The sequence below is a fragment of the Prochlorococcus marinus XMU1402 genome (assembly GCF_017696205.1).
GTDB classification, from domain to species: domain Bacteria; phylum Cyanobacteriota; class Cyanobacteriia; order PCC-6307; family Cyanobiaceae; genus Prochlorococcus_A; species Prochlorococcus_A marinus_AC.
The window spans coordinates 304,107-324,971 of sequence record NZ_JAAORD010000001.1; the positions used below are offsets into that span (position 1 = coordinate 304,107).

Sequence of the window (20,865 nt, forward strand, 5' to 3'; positions counted from 1 at the left end):
TTTAGACTAAAAATTGTTAATATTTTGGTCACAATTCTCAAAGTAAAACGCCAAAATAGGAAAAATAACAAAAAAAATGGCAACTATTAGATTTATCCGCGAGGACTTAGAGGTTCAATGCAATCCTGGCGAAAATTTAAGGGAACTAGTAATGAAAGAGAACTTACAGCTTTATGGACTAAAGGGAATTTTAGGAAATTGTGGAGGAGCAGGACAATGTAGTACCTGTTTCATTTCTGTTGAAGGAGGAAGTAAAAATTCATTAAGCCCTCTTACATCAGTCGAAGAAGAAAAACTTAAAAATAGACCTGAGAATTGGCGACTTGCCTGTCAAACATTAATAAAATCCTCAGCAGTAATTTTAACAAAACCACAATCTCCTCCTTCAAATTTGGAAGAACTTAAAAAAATTAGCGAAAATAAAAAATTACCTCGCTAAATTGTTTAAGACTGTTAATCTGTTGATAAAATTTGTTGAATTTTCCACTTTATTTCAAATTATGTGTCTATAGTCTTACTACACGATAGAACTGCCAACTAAATGGAAACAACTAACTTTGGATTCGTAGCTAGTCTTTTATTTGTAGGGGTGCCAACAATATTCCTCATAGGTTTATTTATTTCTACTCAAGATGGCGAAAAATCAAGCTTCTATTCTGAATCTAGTAAAGGTAGGCTTGGCCCAAAGCGTTAATGCTTTATAAATGCTTTGTATTTCTGTAAAAGAATTTTTATTTTGGAAAAAAAAGCAACTCTCTAAAGGAGGAGATAAACAATCATTCGCTCTTTTACTTGATTGTATAGGCGGAATATCCTCTGTTGATCTAAACCTGCTAAATATAAATCCTGAGGGAAACTTATATTTAAAAAAAAACTTAAACTTTTTAGAATCTGTTTGGGAAGAACATTTATTAAATTCTCACCCAATTCAATATCTCTGTGGAATAGTTTTTTGGAGGAATTTAAAACTAAAAGTTACAAATAAAGTTCTTATTCCTAGACCAGAGACCGAATTGATAGTTGATATCGTATTCAAGTTATTTACGAAGAAATCACAAAAAATATTTTTTGCAGAATTAGGAACTGGATCAGGAGCTATAAGCATCGCTTTAGCACTAGAATATCCACTATGGGATGGAGTAGCAACTGATATAGATCAAGATGTACTAAAAGTAGCAACTGAAAATTATATAAAAGCCTCTAGACAATCAAATTTGAAATTTTACTGCGGAAATTGGTGGACCCCACTTGAAAGATTTAAAGGAGAATTAGATCTCGTTATTGCAAACCCGCCATATATTCCTAAAAATACTTATGAAGAATTACCCAAAGAGGTTAAAAATTTTGAACCAAAAATTGCCTTATTAGGAGGTGAAGATGGTTTAAAACACATTAGGGAAATAATTCAAAAAGCACCATTATTTTTAAAAAAAAACGGATGGTTGATTTTAGAGAATCATTTTGATCAAGGTGAATCAGTAAAACAATTACTTTTTGAAAATAAATTTACATCAATAGAAATCGTGAATGATCTTTCAGGTATTGGTAGGTTTACGATTGGGAGATATAAATAAATTATTACTAAAGTACAGATGAATTTAGTAGACCGCGAATCAGCTTTAAAGACTCTTAAAAGTGGTTTACCTATTATTTTTCCTACAGATACTTTACCTGCAATTGGATGCCTGCCAAAATTTTCAAATACTATTTATAAGTTTAAAAAAAGAGATAAAAATAAACCCTTAATTCTTATGGGATCAGAACAAAAACAATTAATCGATTATGTTCACGAATCAGCAAAAGAAGATTACGAAAAAATAGCTTCAACTTATTGGCCTGGAGCTCTGACAATGATTATTCCTTCTTCAGAAAAGCAGGCTTTAATGCTTACAAGCAAAGATCTTACACTTGGTTTAAGAATCCCAAATTCACATATGGCTCAGTCTCTTATAGAAGAAACAGGACCATTATTAACTTCAAGCGCAAACATCTCAGGTTTCACAGGGTCAATGACAGTTGAGGGAATTGCTTTTGACTTTCCTACTCTAAAAATTTTAGGACCCATTCCATGGGAGAAAAGTAGTTGTAAAGCCAGTACAATAATATCTTGGAAGAAAAGTGGCAAATGGAGGATGATTAGAGAAGGAGAAGTATTAGTTAAGGAATTGTATTAATGTTTTTATTATTATTTTTTGTTTTTTTAATTCAATTTTTTACTTATTGGATATTTGAACCCCTTTCGTCTTTTTTAGAGTATGTTCTTGAAATAAGATTATTTCCTGTTTTCGCTTTAATAATTTTAATTTCGTTATTTTCGGGGAAAAATATTTATAAGAATTAAATAATTCAAAATGCCGGCTAACAGATTTGAACTGATGACCTTCGCTTTACAAAAGCGCTGCTCTACCACTGAGCTAAGCCGGCACAATTATATCTTACATTCAAGATGGAGCAATTATTAGTATTTTTTTGGCTTTTTAAAATTTATTACTTTTTGATATCTTTATCGTTTTTTCCAATTTTGTCGTTTTTTTTGAATTTTATTTCTCCTGAAATAGTTCTTTTAATCGGTAAATTGGCAACTAATGCAGTCATTCTATCCTCGGTTTCTAAACTTACCGCTACCTCTTCAAAATCAATTTCTACATATTTAGCGACAACATCAAGAATTTCTTTTCTCATTTTATCCAAAAGATCAGTTGTTAAAGAACTCATATCAACTCTGTCATGAGCCAGTACAAGTTGTAATCTTTCTCTAGCGGTATTAGCACTAGCCGTTTCTCTTCCTAGTAATTTGTTTATAAGGTCTCTGAGAGTCATCATTTTAAAAAACCCTAATTTGCATTAATCTCATGAATTTATCTTTCAGACTTTTCCCTTCATTTTTGGGATCAATAATTGGAACATCCTTACCTGAAAGTCTTTGAGAAACATTCAAGTAACATTTTTTTGCAGGAGAACTACTATCTGTAAGTGTTAATGGCTCTCCTCTATTTGTACTTATTATTACTTGTTCATCCTCTAAAACAATGCCTAGTAAGGGCAACGAAAGAATTCCTTGAACATCTTCGATAGATAGCATCTCTTGACTAGCCATCATATTAGGGCGGACTCTATTGATTACAAGTTGAATAGGTTCAATGTCTGAAGTATTAAGAATTCCTATTACTCTATCGGCGTCACGTACTGCAGATAATTCCGGGTTGGTAACTACAATTGCTTCTTTACAGGCTGCAAGGGCATTCTTAAAACCGTCCTCTACACCAGCAGGACAATCAACCAAAACATAGTCAAACTTTTCGCTAAGAAGCTCACTAATTTTTTTCATATCTTCGGGCTTCATCCATTCCAACATCCTAGGATCTCCAGCAGGTAAAAGAGCTAAATTAGGCTCTTTTTTATGCCTGACCAGAGCTTGTTCAAGACGACAATTTTTGTCTAGAACATCTTGAGCTGTATAGATAATACGATTTTCTAATCCTAAAAGAAGATCTAAGTTTCTCAATCCGAAATCAGCATCTAATACAGCCGTAGTTGCTCCGCTATTGGCAAGGGCTATTCCTAAATTTGCAGTTAAAGTTGTTTTGCCAACCCCACCTTTTCCTGAACAAATTAGTATTGTGCGAGAGTTTTCCGCCAAAGATTTAATAATTTTTTAAATGATAAGCCCACTTTCAAGAAGTTAAATATTTTAAATATTAAGTAATTCTTAAATTTATAGACTTTGAATTAATTTATTTCAAATCTATTGATTAATTTCTGGTTTCTATTATGTAGGGCTTGATAATTATTGTTTGATTATCTACTACTGCAATTTCAGGGTAAGAATTTTGGGGCTTATCTTTTGGCCCGATAGCGATAATGTCTGCAATTCTTAATTGTAAAGGTCTTAAATAAAGTGATGAAATAGAGGACTTATTATTTCCACCTCTCCCTGCGAAGGCGATGCCGAGTAATTTACCCCAAACGTAAATATTGTTCTTAGCGGAAACTATGGCCCCTGGATTGACATCTCCAATTATACATAGATTTCCATTTGAAGATATTCTATCTCCTGATCTTACAGTTCCTTCATGAAGAATATCTTCTTTCTTTTTTGAATTAAATAAAAACATATTATTTTTAATCTCATGTTCGTTAACAAAATTTGTATCTATTTTTTGAGACCTTCCAGCTAGTACTGTATTTCTATTATTTGAGTAAATACGCATAGAACAATTATTAATTTTATCAAAAATTTTTTTCAATATTGATAATTGATGAGAACTTATTGAGTCGTTTATTACGAAAATTTTTGCTTCTAGGGGTCCTTTAATCGAAGAAATTTTTTTAAAAATTTCATTGAAATTGTCCCAATTTTCAAAAGATAAAATTTCTAAATATTTATTATCAAGACTAGTAATAACAATTTCCATTGATTTCAATCTATGTATGATTTTTTAACAAAGAAATTTGATTTTGAATTTCATTTTTGATCAATCCTGGGTAAATAATAAAAGAGCTCTCCTCAGATTTGATTAAAGTTTTTATTAATTCAGAACTATTTTCTAATGAACTTTGATAAGTGCCATCCCATATTTTTAATGAATTATTAGATTCAAAACCATTAAAAGATCTTTCCTTAATACCACAAAAAATTTCAGAATCATAATTGTTGGATTCGCACAATTTTTTTGCAAATGCAAGTATTTCTAGTCTTTTTATTCTACTTAAAAAACTTATGTCTGATGCCTTCAACAAATCTCTATCAATAAATATTTTGCATAGTGTAGAAAGCGGTTCAAAAGATTCATCTTTCCATCTAATCAAATGGTAATAAAAGGTTATATCATCATTTTTTATAAAATCATCAAAATCTATCTTGTCAGGGCAAAATATCCATTTATAAAGTGATTCGTCTAACCAAATATTTTTTTTATAATTATTTTTTATTATGTAGATTATTTTTTCTAGAATCCATGTTGATATTTCGTTTATTCTATGGTTATAGATAGTTCTATACATTAAGTTTCTTAGTACTAGGAAATGTTCAATTGCGATAATTCCTTTTGGCTTGATTGCTATATTTCCATCAGGGGAAAAAGTAAGAGCCGAAATAATTCTTTCTAGATCTACTAAGCCATATTTGGTACCTGTGTTGTAACTATCACGTAAAAGATAATCTAGACGATCACAATCAATTTCACTGCTAATCAATGTTTTTAAAGGTTTTGAAAATATTTGTTTTGATTCAAATAATTCCCCAATTTGTCTTGGTAATTTGTCATCGTATTTTTTGAGTATTGAATTTATTGGAGGATAATTTTTAACTAAGTTTTGAGACCATTTTTCATGATCATGATCGAATATTGCTTCACTGGTATGGCTTAAAGGTCCATGACCTAAATCATGTAATAGAGCGGCTCCATATAGTGCAAATTTATTTTCACAAAATGAAGATTTAATCTCAATTAATCTCTTAAATATCCTTCTTGCGATACAAAATACTCCAATTGAGTGAGTAAATCTACTCGATTCTGCACCATGAAAGAGTAATGATGCCGCCCCAAGTTGTTTTATTCTTCTTAACCTTTGAAAAGCGATTGTATCAATTAATTCCATGATCATTAATTCTTCTGGCTTTCCTGAATCAAAAACTATTTCTTTATGAATTGGATCATGAAAAATTCTTTGAATATTCATTGTTTTTAAAATTTTCTATTTTTCATTCTTTTGCTAGTTCAGTTCCCCCCTTTCATTATTTGATTCATTAGTTTTATTTGAAACTTCTTCTTTTTCTAGAAGTGACTCAAGATATAATTCTGCATTTTTCAACCATTTATCATCAGAACCTCCATATTCACTGGCATCCGGAAGATCTAGTAATTTGTTAGGTGTCATACCTTGACCTTGAATATTATTACCTTTGGGAGTTAAATAACTAGCAACTGTTATTGCTATTCCACTGTCTTCTCCAAGATTTTTTAGGGATTGAATTAAACCTTTCCCATAAGTTTGTTCCCCCATAAGGATCGATCTATTGTTGTCTTGTAATGAACCTGCAAGTATTTCACTAGCGCTAGCAGTACCTTTATTTACCAAAGTTACCATCGGGCCATCAAAAGATGTCTCTTTTTGTGAGAATATTGCATCCTTGATTCCATTTCTGTTTTTTGTCTCAACTACTGGTTTTTCACTTAATAATGAGTCTGCAACTGCTATTCCCGAACTTACTAGTCCACCTGAATTATTTCTGAGATCTAATATTAATCCTTCAACCTCTTTCTCTTTTAACTCTTGAAGAGCCTCCTCAACTTTTTTTGGTACGCTTTCACTAAATTGAGTTATCCTCAAATATCCTATTGTATGTGAATCTTCTCTTAATCTTTTTGTTCGGACTGGTCTTAGATCTACTGATCTTCTTTCTAGGTCGACTTCTCTAATTTCTCCTGATTTCGATGAAATTTCAACTAAAACTTTAGTTCCTGATTCACCTCTTAACTTAGAAGCAGTATTTGCAAGTCCTAATTCTTCAGAGGAAATCCCATCCACTTTTTCTATAAAATCCCCGCTAACTATTCCAGCTTCTTCAGCAGGTGACCCTCCAATTGTGGAGACAACTTTAATTTTTTTCTTATCATCACTATCTTCACCTAATTGGAGACCAACACCATTAATTTCACTTCCAAAGTTGCTTGATTTCAAGAGTTCATAATCTTTAGGGCGTAAAATTCTTGTATATGGATCTTCTAGAGGCCTTAACATTTCTTCAATTGCAGAATAAGCCTCTTCACTTGTTTCAATTTGTTTCTGTAATGTTTTTTGTCTAATTCTCTTCCATTGTATTTCATCAAACTTTTCCGGGTCATAAAAACCCTCATTCACCAAGGTCCAAGCGTCAAGGACTAATTGCCTGCTATCACTGAGTGCATCTACACTTTCTATCAATATAAAATTAATAGAAAAAACAATGACCATTAATGCCGTAATTAATGTTTTGAATGTTAAAAGTTTGTTAAAAGATGAATTCATTGGGTTAAGCGTTAACACCAAGTATAAGAATTTTAAGTAAGCTCTTTATATCAAAGCTAATTTTTTTTTGGATGGCGAATTCTTCATCTGTTTATGACTGGTTTCAAGAAAGACTTGAAATTCAAGACATAACTGACGACGTAACTTCCAAGTACGTACCCCCTCACGTAAATATTTTTTATTGTTTAGGAGGCATAACTTTAGTATGCTTCTTAATTCAATTTGCAACAGGTTTTGCAATGACTTTTTACTATAAGCCAACAGTTACACAAGCTTATAGTTCTGTAAGTTATTTGATGACTGACGTAAGTTTTGGATGGTTAATAAGATCTGTTCATAGATGGAGTGCATCTATGATGGTTTTAATGTTAATTCTCCATGTGTTTAGAGTTTATCTAACAGGCGGTTTCAAAAGGCCAAGAGAACTTACTTGGGTTACAGGTGTTGTAATGGCAGTCATAACAGTCGCTTTTGGTGTAACAGGTTATTCTTTACCTTGGGATCAGGTTGGTTATTGGGCAGTTAAGATTGTTTCTGGAGTTCCTGCAGCAATACCAGTTATTGGTGATTTTATGGTTGAACTACTCAGGGGTGGAGAAAGTGTTGGACAGTCCACTCTTACAAGATTTTATAGTCTTCATACCTTTGTCTTGCCATGGTCATTAGCAGTATTCATGTTGATGCATTTCCTAATGATTCGTAAACAAGGTATTTCCGGTCCTCTATAAATCCTTATACTTAAATTACAATAAATATCAAAATGTCTACATTAAAAAAACCAGATTTATCAGACCCAAAATTAAGAGCAAAATTGGCTAAAGGTATGGGCCATAATTATTATGGAGAACCAGCTTGGCCAAATGATTTACTATATATTTTCCCGGTTGTTATCTTAGGTACAATTGCTTGTGTTGTTGGCCTTGCAGTTCTAGACCCAGCTATGTTGGGTGACAAAGCAAATCCTTTTGCAACTCCATTAGAAATCCTCCCTGAATGGTATCTATATCCAGTTTTTCAAATACTCAGGGTAGTTCCTAATAAACTTTTGGGTATTGCACTTCAAACGTTAATTCCTCTTGGTTTAATGATTTTACCTTTCATTGAAAACGTTAATAAGTTCTCTAACCCTTTTAGAAGACCAATAGCAATGTCAGTTTTCTTATTTGGCACTTTCTTGACAATATATCTAGGTATTGGTGCTTGTTTACCTATTGATAAATCCCTAACTTTAGGTTTATTTTAGACTCATATTTTAAACATATCTAAATCATTATTCTCTTTTCTTAGAAAGTGGTGCATTAATAAAAAGCCAACTATTGTCCATGTTTGATATGTTCTTGATTGTTGCCCGACCCAAGTACCTGTAGGTCCATCAAAATATTCTGCCCATTCTTGCTTAGGCAATTGATTAAGTTGGCACCAATATGACTCCTCGATTAAAGATTTCATTTCTTGCATAAGCATTACATCATCGGAGGGAAACTTTTTTTGATGTAAAAGAACAGCGGTACCAAAAAACCAAAGCAAGCTCGGCCAATGTCCGCCATTATGGTAACTCCATGGCCAATTCTTCGGATCTGAACCAGTTTTATTTTGCCATTCTTCGACATCCATATGAGGATGACAAATTCTCATAGGCATTTGAGCCATCAAGTGCTGTCTATTGTGCAATACCAATCTAAATAAAGCTCTTTGTTCTGCGGGGGGAAGAACTCCAAACATGCAGGCTAAAGAATTTCCTAAACTATAAAATCGGAAGTCTGGTCTTCCCGTTCTAATATTTCCTATTAAATAACCTCCTCTATTCTCCAACCAATCTTGTAGCCATGAGGGAACTACTTGAGGTTGAACATTAAATTCATTGAAGTGTTGGTCATCTCCGTACTGCTCTGTAGGCCTTCTTCTTAAGATCTGCATTGTTTGGCTGGTAACCCAATAATGTTTTAATAAAAAACTTCCTAAATCTTTAACCCATTGATTTGTGAGAATAAGTCTTTGATCTAAAAGTCTGCTTACATGATCTGCTCGACTCAATTCCATTAAATTTATACAGCTTTTTAAACATCCATGAAGTAAAACTTCAACTTCTAAAGGAGCTCCCCATACATCCATAGGTCTATCAATCATAAATGCACAATCTGGGACAAAAAGTACTGGAGTACCTTCAAATGTTGGATGAAGAACCAAATCTAGTAAAAGTTGAATACCTCTTTGAACGCTCTGACTCTTTCCGAAAGCAAAATCACCGCTTTTATTTACATAATACCAACACAAAATTGGCCACCATAAACTTGCATCAGCTGAAGTAATTCTGCCAATCGATCTTTGACCATAGTCTCCAATCAGTTTTCCTTTTTCTTCTACGAAACTTGTGGGAAATACTCCTCTCGTTTGATAATTAGTGCTTTGTAACTCAAGGCATACAGTAAGAAATTTTTTTACAATTTCGTAGCGTCTTTGAGTAATGAGGTAAATCATTACTGGAACGTTGTCTCTTAAAAATATTTCTCCGTAATTTAACTTTTTATTTTTTGTTGGGTGTTCTAATGCCGCAACACTTCCTACTAACTCTCCTGATATTTCGACTAAAGTCTTTTCGAAGTGTTTTTTTGCATTTGTTACAATTTTCTCTTCATCGGAACTTGGTCTTACTCTTAAATTTTTTTGACTAAATCTTTCTGCCATTTCATTTATAACCCTATATTCAAGCCTAGTTGTTTAAAGAGACTTTGAACAAATAAAAAATTAATAAAAATTTTTTGTATAAAAGGTTGCACATTTACAGTGGGATGGTTTAATATTTTCTTCTGGGCAGAAAATTATTTTTTGCACTATTCAATTATTTACCTTAAATCTAATTTTGGGTAAATGAATGAATTTTTTGGAGATTTGATTTAGATCATTTTTTTCAGCCAGAAGAAGGGTTTTCCCTTCGAAGTGAGTTATTCACTTGTTGTTTAACTCTGCACCTAGAAAATTTAAAACTTAGGAACTGATGCTTTTATTGCGTCAAGAATAACTAAATTTTTTTGGTTATTTCAAGATGTACATGCAATAAAGGTGTGAGGTCCCGTCAAGAATATATAAAAATGTCATCAATTGCTAACTTTAGCTTTGATGCGAACGGATCTGAGATCTTGGAAAGTCACTTTAGAAATATTTTTAATGTGCACTCAATGTAATCCTTAAATTTAAGGAGGCTGAAACTAAATACCAAAACTCAAGTTTTTATTTGGATGAAGCAATTCAATTTGAGTAGATTTATCTACAAAAGGATTTGAACACAACGGAGAGTTTGATCCTGGCTCAGGATGAACGCTGGCGGCGTGCTTAACACATGCAAGTCGAACGAACCTTCGGGTTAGTGGCGGACGGGTGAGTAACGCGTGAGAATCTGCCCTCAGGAGGGGGATAACGGTTGGAAACGACCGCTAATACCCCATATGCCTACTGGTGAAATGAATTTCGCCTGAGGATGAGCTCGCGTCTGATTAGCTTGTTGGTGAGGTAATGGCTCACCAAGGCTTCGATCAGTAGCTGGTCTGAGAGGATGATCAGCCACACTGGGACTGAGACACGGCCCAGACTCCTACGGGAGGCAGCAGTGGGGAATTTTCCGCAATGGGCGAAAGCCTGACGGAGCAACGCCGCGTGAGGGACGAAGGCCTCTGGGCTGTAAACCTCTTTTCTCAAGGAAGAAGATATGACGGTACTTGAGGAATAAGCCACGGCTAATTCCGTGCCAGCAGCCGCGGTAATACGGGAGTGGCAAGCGTTATCCGGAATTATTGGGCGTAAAGCGTCCGCAGGCGGCTTTTCAAGTCTGCTGTTAAAGCGTGGAGCTTAACTCCATCATGGCAGTGGAAACTGAAAGGCTTGAGTATGGTAGGGGCAGAGGGAATTCCCGGTGTAGCGGTGAAATGCGTAGATATCGGGAAGAACACCAGTGGCGAAGGCGCTCTGCTGGGCCATTACTGACGCTCATGGACGAAAGCCAGGGGAGCGAAAGGGATTAGATACCCCTGTAGTCCTGGCCGTAAACGATGAACACTAGGTGTCGGGGGAATCGACCCCTTCGGTGTCGTAGCTAACGCGTTAAGTGTTCCGCCTGGGGAGTACGCACGCAAGTGTGAAACTCAAAGGAATTGACGGGGGCCCGCACAAGCGGTGGAGTATGTGGTTTAATTCGATGCAACGCGAAGAACCTTACCAGGGTTTGACATCCTGCGAACCTCTTAGAAATTTGAGGGTGCCTTCGGGAATGCAGTGACAGGTGGTGCATGGCTGTCGTCAGCTCGTGTCGTGAGATGTTGGGTTAAGTCCCGCAACGAGCGCAACCCACGTTTTTAGTTGCCAGCATTTAGTTGGGCACTCTAGAAAGACCGCCGGTGATAAACCGGAGGAAGGTGTGGATGACGTCAAGTCATCATGCCCCTTACACCCTGGGCTACACACGTACTACAATGCTACGGACAAAGGGCAGCAAACTCGCGAGAGCTAGCAAATCCCATAAACCGTGGCTCAGTTCAGATCGTAGGCTGCAACTCGCCTACGTGAAGTAGGAATCGCTAGTAATCGCAGGTCAGCATACTGCGGTGAATACGTTCCCGGGCCTTGTACACACCGCCCGTCACACCATGGAAGTTGGCCATGCCCGAAGTCGTTACTCCAACCCTTGTGGAGGAGGACGCCGAAGGTGGGGCTAATGACTGGGGTGAAGTCGTAACAAGGTAGCCGTACCGGAAGGTGCGGCTGGATCACCTCCTAACAGGGAGACAACAAAATGTTTAATATTATTATTTTGTCACCTTAGGTCGATCGGTATCTCACGTTCTTAATTAATTTATTAAGAATTTTATTTCCTAAGTTTTTCTAGGTCACACCCATTATTTTCCTGGGCCATTAGCTCAGGTGGTTAGAGCGCACCCCTGATAAGGGTGAGGTCCCTGGTTCAAGTCCAGGATGGCCCATATCTCTATGTTGGGGGTATAGCTCAGTTGGTAGAGCGCCTGCTTTGCAAGCAGGATGTCAGCGGTTCGAGTCCGCTTACCTCCACTGATTACCACCTCTTCCATAATTTTTTAGAAAGGAAATGTTTTGAGTTGTGATCAAATTCTGAACGAATCTAGCTTCCTAATGAAATCATTAAGATGCTGGACTCATTGAATTAATTTCATTGTTTTCAGAGAACCTTGACAACTGCATAGATTATTTTTAAAGACAATAAGCATCTTTAATGATGCAGATTTTTTATTTGTGCGAATGCATTAATAACAATTCTATTAAGCTGATGCTTCAATTATGAAGTTATTGGTCAAGCTACAAAGGGCTCACGGAGGATACCTAGGCACACAGAGGCGATGAAGGACGTGGTTACCTGCGATAAGTCTCGGGGAGTTGGAAGCACACTTTGATCCGGGAATTTCCGAATGGGGCAACCCCATGTACGGCCAACTGAATATATAGGTTGGTGCGAGCTAACCCAGCGAACTGAAACATCTTAGTAGCTGGAGGAAGAGAAAGTAAATAACGACTCCCTCAGTAGCGGCGAGCGAACGGGGAACAGCCCAAACCGATAGTCTTGACTATCGGGGTTGTGGGACAGCAATATGGATCAACAAGTCTAGAAGAAACGTTTGAATGGCGTGCCACAGAGGGTGAAAGCCCCGTAATCGAAAGATAAGTTGACCTAGCTGTATCCCGAGTAGCACGGAGCACGTGGAATTCCGTGTGAATCTGCGAGGACCACCTCGTAAGGCTAAGTACTACTGTGTGACCGATAGTGAAACAGTACCGCGAGGGAAAGGTGAAAAGAACCCCGGGAGGGGAGTGAAATAGAACATGAAACCGTGAGCTTACAAGCAATGGGAGCCCGACTAATCGGGTGACCGTGTGCCTGTTGAAGAATGAGCCGGCGACTTATAGGCACTGGCGGGTTAAACCGGAAATGGTGGAGCCACAGCGAAAGCGAGTCTTAATAGGGCGTTTGTCAGTGTTTATAGACCCGAACCCTGGTGATCTAACCATGGCCAGGATGAAGCTTGGGTGATACCAAGTGGAGGTCCGAACCGACTGAAGTTGAAAATTCAGCGGATGAGCTGTGGTTAGGGGTGAAATGCCAATCGAACCAGGAGCTAGCTGGTTCTCCCCGAAATACGTTGAGGCGTAGCGTCTAGTGCTCCAGCAGGGGGGTAAAGCAACCATTTCGGTGCGGGCTGCGAAAGCGGTACCAAATCGATATGAACTCTGAATACCCTGTGTGTAACTAGGCAGTCAGACTGTGGGGGATAAGCTCCATAGTCAAGAGGGAAACAGCCCAGACCGCCAGCTAAGGTCCCAAAATTAACGCTAAGTGATAAAGGAGGTGGGATTGCCCAGACAACCAGGAGGTTTGCCTAGAAGCAGCCATCCTCAAAGGAGTGCGTAATAGCTCACTGGTCGAGCGATCCTGCGCCGAAAATGAACGGGGCTAAGCGTTATACCGAAGCTGCGGATAAATTTATTTATGGTAGGGGAGCGTTCTATGTAGGGTGAAGCGTTAGCGTAAGCGGACGTGGACGGCATAGAAGTGAGAATGTCGGCTTGAGTAGCGAAAACATGGGTGAGAATCCCATGCCCCGAAACCCTAAGGGTTCCTCCGGCAGGCTCGTCCGCGGAGGGTTAGTCTGGACCTAAGGCGAGGCCGAAAGGCGTAGTCGATGGATAACAGGTCAATATTCCTGTACCAGATGTGTTTTGAGAAGGGGGACGGAGAAGGCTAACCAGGCCAGATGTTGGTTACTGGTTCAAGCGTTCGAGGCTTTGAGAGATGGAGAAAACATCTTGAGCTAAGGCGTGAGTACGAGCTGCTACGGCAGCGAAGTTGGTGATGTCATGCTTCCAAGAAAAGCCCTATACTCGTTAAAGCACAAATGCCAGTACCCGAAACCGACACAGGTGGGGTGGTAGAGAATACCGAGGGGCGCGAGATAACTCTCTCTAAGGAACTCGGCAAAATGGCCCCGTAACTTCGGGAGAAGGGGTGCCAGCGAGAGCTGGTCGCAGTGAAGAGGCGCAAGCGACTGTTTACCAAAAACACAGGTCTCCGCTAAGTCGCAAGACGATGTATGGGGGCTGACACCTGCCCAGTGCCGGAAGGTTAAGGAAGCTGGTTAGCTTTTAGTGAAGCTGGCGACTGAAGCCCCGGTGAACGGCGGCCGTAACTATAACGGTCCTAAGGTAGCGAAATTCCTTGTCGGGTAAGTTCCGACCCGCACGAAAGGTGTAACGATTTGCGCGCTGTCTCGGAGAGAGGCTCGGCGAAATAGAATTGTCTGTGAAGATGCGGACTACATACACCCGGACAGAAAGACCCTATGAAGCTTTACTGTAGTTTGATATTGTGCTCGGGCTCTGAATGCGCAGAATAGGTGGGAGACGTTGAAATAGTGCTTGTGGGTACTATTGAGTCATCGGTGAGATACCACTCTTTTAGAGCTAGGGTTCTAACGCTTACCCGTTATCCGGGAAGCGGACAGTATCTGATGGGCAGTTTGACTGGGGCGGTCGCCTCCTAAAAGGTAACGGAGGCGCACAAAGGTTCCCTCAGGCTGGTTGGAAATCAGTCGTTGAGTGCAAAAGCAGAAGGGAGCTTGACTGTGAGACCCACAAGTCGAACAGGGACGAAAGTCGGTTTTAGTGATCCGACGGTTCTGCGTGGAAGGGCCGTCGCTCAACGGATAAAAGTTACTCTAGGGATAACAGGCTGATCTCCCCCAAGAGTTCACATCGACGGGGAGGTTTGGCACCTCGATGTCGGCTCATCGCAACCTGGGGCTGAAGTCGGTCCCAAGGGTTGGGCTGTTCGCCCATTAAAGCGGTACGCGAGCTGGGTTCAGAACGTCGTGAGACAGTTCGGTCCATATCCGGTGTATGCGCAGGAATATTGAGAGGATTTCTCCCTAGTACGAGAGGACCGGGAGGAACGCACCTCTGGTGTGCCAGTTATCGTGCCAACGGTAAACGCTGGGTAGCCATGTGCGGAGTGGATAACCGCTGAAAGCATCTAAGTGGGAAGCCCACCTCAAGATGAGTATTGCCATGGCTTAAGCCAGTAAGGTCACGGGAAGAACACCCGTTGATAGGCTCTACGTGGAAGCTTGGTAACAAGTGCAGCGGAGGAGTACTAATAGACCGAGGGCTTGACCAAATAAACTTAATTTATTGTTTTTAAATTTATATAATTTTCTATGCAGTTCTCAAGGTTCACACTATCCTGGTGTTCATGGCGATGTGGACCCACTCCGATCCATCTCGAACTCGGTTGTGAAACGCATCAGCGGCGAAAATATTTAGGGGGTAGCCCCTTGAGAAAATAGCTCAATGCCAGGTAAAAATATTTAAAAGGGTTTACTCTACTTGAGTAAACCCTTTTTTATTTTTGGCATTTAGGACACCAATGTGTACTTCTTCCAGTGATTTTTTGCCTTTCAATTAAATTTCCACATTTATGACATTTTTTACCAGTTCTCCTGTAAACATTTGTCTGTAAACCAAAATTCCCATTCTCTCCCTCCAAGTCTCTAAAATCACTAAATGTTGTCCCCCCCGAACCAATACTTTTTTTTAATATACTTACAATTGATTCTCTGAGCTTGATTAACTCATTCTTCTTTATCGTTTGAGCTTCCCTAAAAGGTGAAATGCCAGCCGAATATAAACTTTCATCAGCATAAATATTACCTATACCTGCTACTATTGTTTGATCTAACAAAATGGCTTTTATAGATTTTGTTCTTTTTGAAATAACTTTCTTAAGGTATTTTGTATCAAAGTCTTTAGAAAATGGTTCTGGTCCTAATGAGCCTAATCCTTTGATTATTTTATTGGCCGATAAACCTTGTTTAATCCACCACATTTGGCCAAAACTTCTTATGTCAATGTATCTAAGTTCATTATTATTTTGATCTAAAAATCTTATTCTTGTATGTTTACACGGTGGCTCAGAGTTATTAATAAATTTGAAATATCCAGTCATTCTTAGATGAACCACAAGAAATCCATTATGTTTAAATGTTATTTTTTCATTTATAGGAATATTCTCATGATTTAATTTTTTTAGTTCAGCTATTAAATATTTTCCTCTCCTATTCCATTTATATAAAAGAGAATTTTGAACTCCGCTAATAAATTCTTCCTTGTTAGGAGGAAAAGCAATGGTTGAATCCCTACAGACTTCTACTTTTTTAACAATAAAGTTATTAAGTTTTTTCTCTAAACCTCTTCTAACAGTTTCTACTTCAGGTAACTCTGGCAATTATTTAAGCTTTCTCTAATTCACTTTCAGCAAAATTATTTGTATTTGCTCCACCATCGGTTCCGCTTATACCAGAGTAATTTACTTTGTCGAATCTAACTACACAGTTATATTTAATACCTGATGTATCAACTGAAGCAACTTTACCTATTTCGTTGTACCAATATGATTCTGGTCTTTTTACTCTTACGAGATCTCCTCTTGAAATGGCCATTACAATGAATTTAACTTTTTAAAGAATAACCCATCATTAATAGTCTTTGACAAATTATTCACACATATTAATTTAAATTTCTAACAAAAATCATTTATTAAATTTTTTTCAAATTCTTCTCTAGGAGCCTCACTACCCTTCCATTTTCTCCCTGGAATTCTTACATCTAATTCATTCATATTGCAGTTAATTGAAAGAATAAGTTTTTTATTTTCCTGATTTAGTACATTTAAAACTTTTCTATTTTTAATTTTTTCATAAGATTTGCTTTGAATAATTATTGGACCATAAATTTGTCTATCTAACTTAAGTAATTCATTAGTTTTATTATTTTTAATTATTTGATTGTTTTCTGTACTAGTTGGCTTTTTTTTGCTTAAGAGGAGCTTTTGCCCAACCTTAATTGAATCTGGGTTCTCGAGATTATTAATTTCAATCAAATATTCTAGATTTAACTTGTATTTGCTTGATATCTCAGTAAGGTTTTCACCTGTTTGAACAACATGATAATTATTTTTTAATTCTGATTGTCTTGTAGAACTTTGAAAAGATTCTGAGATAAAAAGATTTTGACCAACATAGATATAATTTTCATCTTTTAAGTTATTCAATTTAATGATTAAATCTTTATTTATTGAATATAAATTTGAAATACTTGAAATTGTATCTCCACTTTTTACGATATGAATTTTTTTTATTTCAACTTTTTCTGCATTAATTGATTCTTTTCTGGCAATATTATCAATTTTATTTTTTGCTGAATCTATCTTTACTTCTGACCTTATCAATGAGTGATTAAAAAAATTAAAAAATATTGCAATTGTTAAAAATACAAATTTCATTAATTTTACTATTTCTTTAAAGATAATCTTTTAATTTAAATTCGCTAGGGTTTTGAAAAAAAAATTAAGTAATTTAAATCTGAAAAATAAACTTTAGAAATTTCTTTACCCTTTCATAGGGGGGATACCGCAGATTTGAATCAAATAAAAAACCTTTAAAAGTAATAGATTTTTGATTTGAAAAATTTCGAAAACCTTCTTCTCCATGAAATTTACCAATACCACTTTGCCCAACGCCTCCAAACGGTAAATTTGGAATAAGGACTGGTAACATCACATCATTTATACAAATTGTTCCAGAGCTGGTTACTTTTGAAATGTGATTATGGATTTTTTTATTGCCTCCAAATAAGTAGATTGCTAATGGTTTTGATGTTTGACTTATCTGTTTTAAAGCTGATTCCTTATTGTCTATTCCAATTACTGGAAGTAGTGAACTGAATAATTCTTTCTGCAAAATATCTGTTTCATTAAATTTAGTTCTCAAAATTGTGGGAGATATTTTCAACTTTTTTTTACTAAAAGTCCCCCCAAATAAAATTCTTTTTTCTTTTTCATATTGTTTGAGAATTTCTACAGTTGATGTAAATTGTTTTTTCTCCAATTTTGATAGGTTTTCGGAAATAATTGGATTATCTCCGTAAAAACTTACTATGTATTTCTTTAATTTTTCTATAAAAATTTTTTCAATTTCTTTATCTACAAAGATATGATTCGGAGCCATGCAGGATTGACCCGAATTAAAAAATTTACCCCAAACAATTCTTTTTGCAGCCACTTCTAAATTTGCATTCTTGAAAACAATTACAGGATTTGTTCCGCTTAACTCAAGAGTTAAAGGAGTTAAGTTTTTTGAAGCTAATTTCATTATAGATTTTCCAGTTACAGTACTTCCTGTAAAAAAAATGTGGTCAAAATTTTGTTCAATTAATTTTATGGATTGTTTACTATCACCCTCTACTGTCATTAAGACATCTTTACGGAAATATTTGGAAGTAAGCTTTTTAATAAGTTTTGAGGTCGCAGGACATTTCTCTGATGGTTTTATAACTGCAGTATTTCCTGCTGAGAAAATATTTACCAATGGCTTTAAAATATAAAGTAATGGATAATTATAAGGACCAAGAATTAAGACACACCCAAGAGGTTCATAAATAACTTTTGAGGATGATGGAAATAGATAAAAAGGGGTATCAATCTTTTTTGGTCGCATCCAAGAATTGAGTTTCTTTTTTATAAGTGAAATTTCTTCTTTCACTAAAAGGATTTCTGAAAGCCCTTCAATTTCAGATTTGCCTAGATCAACAAAAAGTGATTTAATTATCTTTTTTTTATTTTCATCCAAAAGTTTAGATACTATATTGATATGATGGATCCGCCATTTTATATCTTCAGTTTTACCAGTGAGAACTGTATTTTTTAATTTATAGATGTCTTCTAAATGAAATTTATCAGAAATTTTCATTTTTTACCTTTGAATAGTATTAAATATATCAGAGGATAAATTGTAAATTACTAAGGATTTTAAGGCAGTTAAATCAAAGCAAATGATTTATGAGCAATAATCAAATTTATTAATATTGCTTTTAAAAATTCAAATTTTTCTTGGTTAGTATATTTCTATGAGGGAAAATTTTTCAATTAGATTGATATCTATAAATGAAATACCAGAAGTCACAAACTGGGCAAGGTTGGAAGGATTTTCTCCTGGAATGGATGATTTATCAATTTATAGAAATACAGATAAACAAGGGGTATGGGTAGCTTGTCTAGACAATAATCCTATAGGCTCTATCGCGTGTATAAAATATAATTCCTCGTATAGTTTTATAGGTTTATTTATCGTTAAAAAAGGATTCCGAAATAATGGATATGGAGTGAGATTATGGAAACATGCCCTCGAATATTTGAAAAATGTTGATTGTATTGGTCTTGAGGCTGCCCCAGATAGATTAAATGATTACGCAAAGTGGGGGTTTAGAAAATCTTCCATTACAAATCGATGGAAATTAAATGGTTCTCAAGATTTGCCATTGAGAAATTTCTATAAAGATCAATTTCATTCTTTTAAAGTTGTCCCGGGTAATAAAATTTCTTCTGAAGCAGTTTTAATTTATGATGATCAAAGAGAACCTAGTCCCAGACCACATTTTCTAAATGACTGGTTGAAAAATTCTCATGGTAATGTCAGTGCAATTGTCGATAATAATGGGATGTGCCATGGATTTGGCAGGATAAGACCTTGTGTATTGGAGGATAATGAGCAAGGCTGGAGAATTGGCCCTCTTTTAGCAGATACTCCACCACTTGCTGAATTATTAATAAGGGAGTTAGTTGGTGATTTAGATGCTCAAATCTTATTGGATTGCTCTAATCTGAACCCTTATGCAAATTATCTTTTATCAAGTTTGGGATTTGAGGAAATATCAAAAACCTACAGAATGTATAAAGGCATTCAACCTCCCTGCCCTATGAATCAAGTATACGGACTTGCCTGCTTGGAACTAGGGTGATTTCTTTTAAAGCGTTCATTTCCCCTTTTGTTTCTTTAATACTGAAAGAAGTTTGTTTGATTAAGATTAACTTCCAGAAGGTTTCAAAATTTTTTCTACAATATCGGCGTTGATTATAGTGATCTCTCCATTGTCAATATTGGCAACTTGAAACAAGGTCCATGAATTTGGATTTCTAGCTCCTCCAATACAGTCGATAACTTGACCGACCCAATAATTTTCATCCTTTTCTTTAGTATCTTCGCAATTTTCTTTTTTAATTGCGACATAATCACCAGGCCTAACGAAAAGAAACTCAGGAGTTGCTGAGCTCACAATAAATAATTTATAGTATATACGTACTATAGTAAGTTATTAGTTTTGTTGCTCAACTTTGAATTATTTAGCAAACTAGGGGTAATTCAAAAATAAAATGGAATCAACTGAAATTGCTATATTTTCAACATTATTGGGGTTAATTTTAGCTTTAACTGATGCTTATATAGAAAGAAATATTCCTGGATAATATTTCCAATTCATTTCTTAAATTAAGTAAGATTTAAGCTGGTCTAATATGTCGGCACGGTTGGAAACTAACTTTGTAAAAACTAAATATATCAACCCTCCCATTGCTAACCTTCCGTTAATTTTTTCTAATTGCTTTAGATTTCTCAAAAATTACTATTGCGGTTATACAAAATTTAAATGGTATAGAAAATAAAAAAGTATTAATTACTTCAAAATTAAAAGAAATTTAAAGAAATATTATTTCAAACACGAATTAAATTTAAAGCCAAGCTTCTTTCATCTCAAAATAAAGTCTCTCGCTCTCAGCAGAATTAATTTTACTGTCTGAATAGGATTGTTGCTGTTGCTGTTGTTGCTGTTGAGTTGAGTTAGTATTAGAATTTTGGACTTCGCTCATTAGAGGGATTTAATATTTGTGTTTATTCTCTCATATTTAGAGCTTTTTTTGTCAACTTTAATTCTTAAATTTTATTTAAATTTTCT

19 protein-coding genes, 3 tRNA genes and 3 rRNA genes are annotated in these 20,865 nt (G+C 36.0%); 12 read left to right on the top strand and 13 right to left on the bottom strand.

Annotation, left to right across the window (positions count from 1 at the left end):
• Nucleotides 1-76 precede the first annotated feature (76 nt).
• The 4 genes from HA141_RS01660 (at nt 77) to HA141_RS01675 (ending at nt 2,174) form a co-directional block, all read left to right on the top strand.
• The gene (locus HA141_RS01660) at nt 77-439 is read left to right on the top strand and encodes a 2Fe-2S iron-sulfur cluster-binding protein (protein ID WP_209116426.1); all 363 of its coding nucleotides are present in this window, start codon (nt 77-79) and stop codon (nt 437-439) included.
• Nucleotides 440-541: 102 nt separating this feature from the next.
• Nucleotides 542-694 (top strand): photosystem II reaction center protein PsbM, encoded by a 153-nt coding sequence (gene psbM / locus HA141_RS01665; protein ID WP_209116427.1) that lies wholly within the window; start codon nt 542-544, stop codon nt 692-694.
• 10 nt (nt 695-704) lie between these two features.
• Nucleotides 705-1,574 (top strand): peptide chain release factor N(5)-glutamine methyltransferase, encoded by an 870-nt coding sequence (gene prmC / locus HA141_RS01670; protein ID WP_209116428.1) that lies wholly within the window; start codon nt 705-707, stop codon nt 1,572-1,574.
• Nucleotides 1,575-1,592: 18 nt separating this feature from the next.
• Nucleotides 1,593-2,174, top strand: coding sequence for an L-threonylcarbamoyladenylate synthase (locus HA141_RS01675; RefSeq protein ID WP_209116429.1), 582 nt, complete (start codon nt 1,593-1,595; stop codon nt 2,172-2,174).
• 178 nt (nt 2,175-2,352) lie between these two features.
• On the opposite strand, the gene HA141_RS01680 is transcribed toward HA141_RS01675, so the two are convergent.
• The 6 genes from HA141_RS01680 to ctpZ form a co-directional block, all read right to left on the bottom strand.
• Nucleotides 2,353-2,424: transfer RNA gene (locus HA141_RS01680), tRNA-Thr, on the bottom strand.
• Between the two features lie 63 nt (nt 2,425-2,487).
• Complete coding sequence (gene minE / locus HA141_RS01685) at nt 2,488-2,823, bottom strand: cell division topological specificity factor MinE (protein ID WP_209116430.1); 336 nt, start codon at nt 2,821-2,823, stop codon at nt 2,488-2,490.
• 1 nt (nt 2,824) lies between these two features.
• Nucleotides 2,825-3,640, bottom strand: a complete 816-nt coding sequence (gene minD, locus HA141_RS01690; protein ID WP_209116431.1) for a septum site-determining protein MinD — start codon at nt 3,638-3,640, stop codon at nt 2,825-2,827.
• A gap of 112 nt (nt 3,641-3,752) precedes the next feature.
• Nucleotides 3,753-4,415: a septum site-determining protein MinC gene (locus HA141_RS01695; RefSeq protein ID WP_209116432.1), complete on the bottom strand. Its 663-nt coding sequence runs from the start codon at nt 4,413-4,415 to the stop codon at nt 3,753-3,755.
• A gap of 10 nt (nt 4,416-4,425) precedes the next feature.
• Nucleotides 4,426-5,682 carry an HD domain-containing protein gene (locus HA141_RS01700; protein WP_209116433.1) on the bottom strand — a complete coding sequence of 419 codons (1,257 nt, stop codon included), beginning with the start codon at nt 5,680-5,682 and terminating at the stop codon, nt 4,426-4,428.
• Between the two features lie 33 nt (nt 5,683-5,715).
• Nucleotides 5,716-7,011: a carboxyl-terminal processing protease CtpZ gene (ctpZ, locus tag HA141_RS01705; RefSeq protein WP_209116434.1), complete on the bottom strand. Its 1,296-nt coding sequence runs from the start codon at nt 7,009-7,011 to the stop codon at nt 5,716-5,718.
• A gap of 71 nt (nt 7,012-7,082) precedes the next feature.
• Here ctpZ and petB point away from each other — a divergent pair, with 71 nt between their 5' ends.
• Both petB and petD read left to right on the top strand, forming a co-directional pair.
• Nucleotides 7,083-7,739, top strand: a complete 657-nt coding sequence (petB, locus tag HA141_RS01710; RefSeq protein WP_011817812.1) for a cytochrome b6 — start codon at nt 7,083-7,085, stop codon at nt 7,737-7,739.
• Nucleotides 7,740-7,771: 32 nt separating this feature from the next.
• Entirely contained in the window at nt 7,772-8,254 is a 483-nt protein-coding gene (gene petD, locus HA141_RS01715) for a cytochrome b6-f complex subunit IV (protein WP_002808353.1), read from the top strand.
• A 2-nt stretch (nt 8,255-8,256) separates the two neighbouring features.
• On the opposite strand, the gene HA141_RS01720 is transcribed toward petD, so the two are convergent.
• Entirely contained in the window at nt 8,257-9,696 is a 1,440-nt protein-coding gene (locus tag HA141_RS01720) for a glycoside hydrolase 100 family protein (RefSeq protein WP_209116435.1), read from the bottom strand.
• A 598-nt stretch (nt 9,697-10,294) separates the two neighbouring features.
• On the opposite strand from HA141_RS01720, the gene HA141_RS01725 reads away from it, so the two are divergent.
• From HA141_RS01725 to rrf, 5 genes are all read left to right on the top strand, one after another.
• Nucleotides 10,295-11,779: ribosomal RNA gene (locus tag HA141_RS01725) — 16S ribosomal RNA — on the top strand.
• 128 nt (nt 11,780-11,907) lie between these two features.
• Nucleotides 11,908-11,981 (top strand) — tRNA-Ile (locus tag HA141_RS01730).
• Between the two features lie 12 nt (nt 11,982-11,993).
• Nucleotides 11,994-12,066, top strand: a tRNA-Ala gene (locus tag HA141_RS01735).
• A 257-nt stretch (nt 12,067-12,323) separates the two neighbouring features.
• Nucleotides 12,324-15,199 (top strand): 23S ribosomal RNA (locus HA141_RS01740).
• A gap of 65 nt (nt 15,200-15,264) precedes the next feature.
• Nucleotides 15,265-15,381, top strand: a 5S ribosomal RNA gene (gene rrf, locus HA141_RS01745).
• The 16S, 23S and 5S rRNA genes sit together here with 2 tRNA genes alongside, the layout of an rRNA operon.
• Nucleotides 15,382-15,424: 43 nt before the next feature.
• Here rrf and HA141_RS01750 read toward each other — a convergent pair.
• The 4 genes from HA141_RS01750 to HA141_RS01765 form a co-directional block, all read right to left on the bottom strand.
• Entirely contained in the window at nt 15,425-16,306 is an 882-nt protein-coding gene (locus HA141_RS01750) for a DNA-formamidopyrimidine glycosylase (RefSeq protein ID WP_209116436.1), read from the bottom strand.
• Nucleotides 16,307-16,310: 4 nt separating this feature from the next.
• Entirely contained in the window at nt 16,311-16,520 is a 210-nt protein-coding gene (locus tag HA141_RS01755) for a photosystem I reaction center subunit IV (RefSeq protein ID WP_025969651.1), read from the bottom strand.
• An 80-nt stretch (nt 16,521-16,600) separates the two neighbouring features.
• The gene (locus tag HA141_RS01760; protein WP_209116437.1) at nt 16,601-17,362 is read right to left on the bottom strand and encodes a LysM peptidoglycan-binding domain-containing protein; all 762 of its coding nucleotides are present in this window, start codon (nt 17,360-17,362) and stop codon (nt 16,601-16,603) included.
• Nucleotides 17,363-17,435: 73 nt separating this feature from the next.
• Complete coding sequence (locus HA141_RS01765; protein WP_209116438.1) at nt 17,436-18,827, bottom strand: aldehyde dehydrogenase family protein; 1,392 nt, start codon at nt 18,825-18,827, stop codon at nt 17,436-17,438.
• A 157-nt stretch (nt 18,828-18,984) separates the two neighbouring features.
• On the opposite strand from HA141_RS01765, the gene HA141_RS01770 reads away from it, so the two are divergent.
• A complete protein-coding gene (locus tag HA141_RS01770) occupies nt 18,985-19,875 on the top strand; it encodes a GNAT family N-acetyltransferase (RefSeq protein ID WP_209116439.1) in 891 nt (296 codons plus the stop codon).
• Nucleotides 19,876-19,941: 66 nt separating this feature from the next.
• On the opposite strand, the gene HA141_RS01775 is transcribed toward HA141_RS01770, so the two are convergent.
• Entirely contained in the window at nt 19,942-20,190 is a 249-nt protein-coding gene (locus HA141_RS01775) for a DUF3104 domain-containing protein (RefSeq protein WP_025894011.1), read from the bottom strand.
• A 451-nt stretch (nt 20,191-20,641) separates the two neighbouring features.
• A complete protein-coding gene (locus HA141_RS01780) occupies nt 20,642-20,779 on the bottom strand; it encodes a hypothetical protein (RefSeq protein ID WP_209116440.1) in 138 nt (45 codons plus the stop codon).
• Nucleotides 20,780-20,865 lie beyond the last annotated feature (86 nt).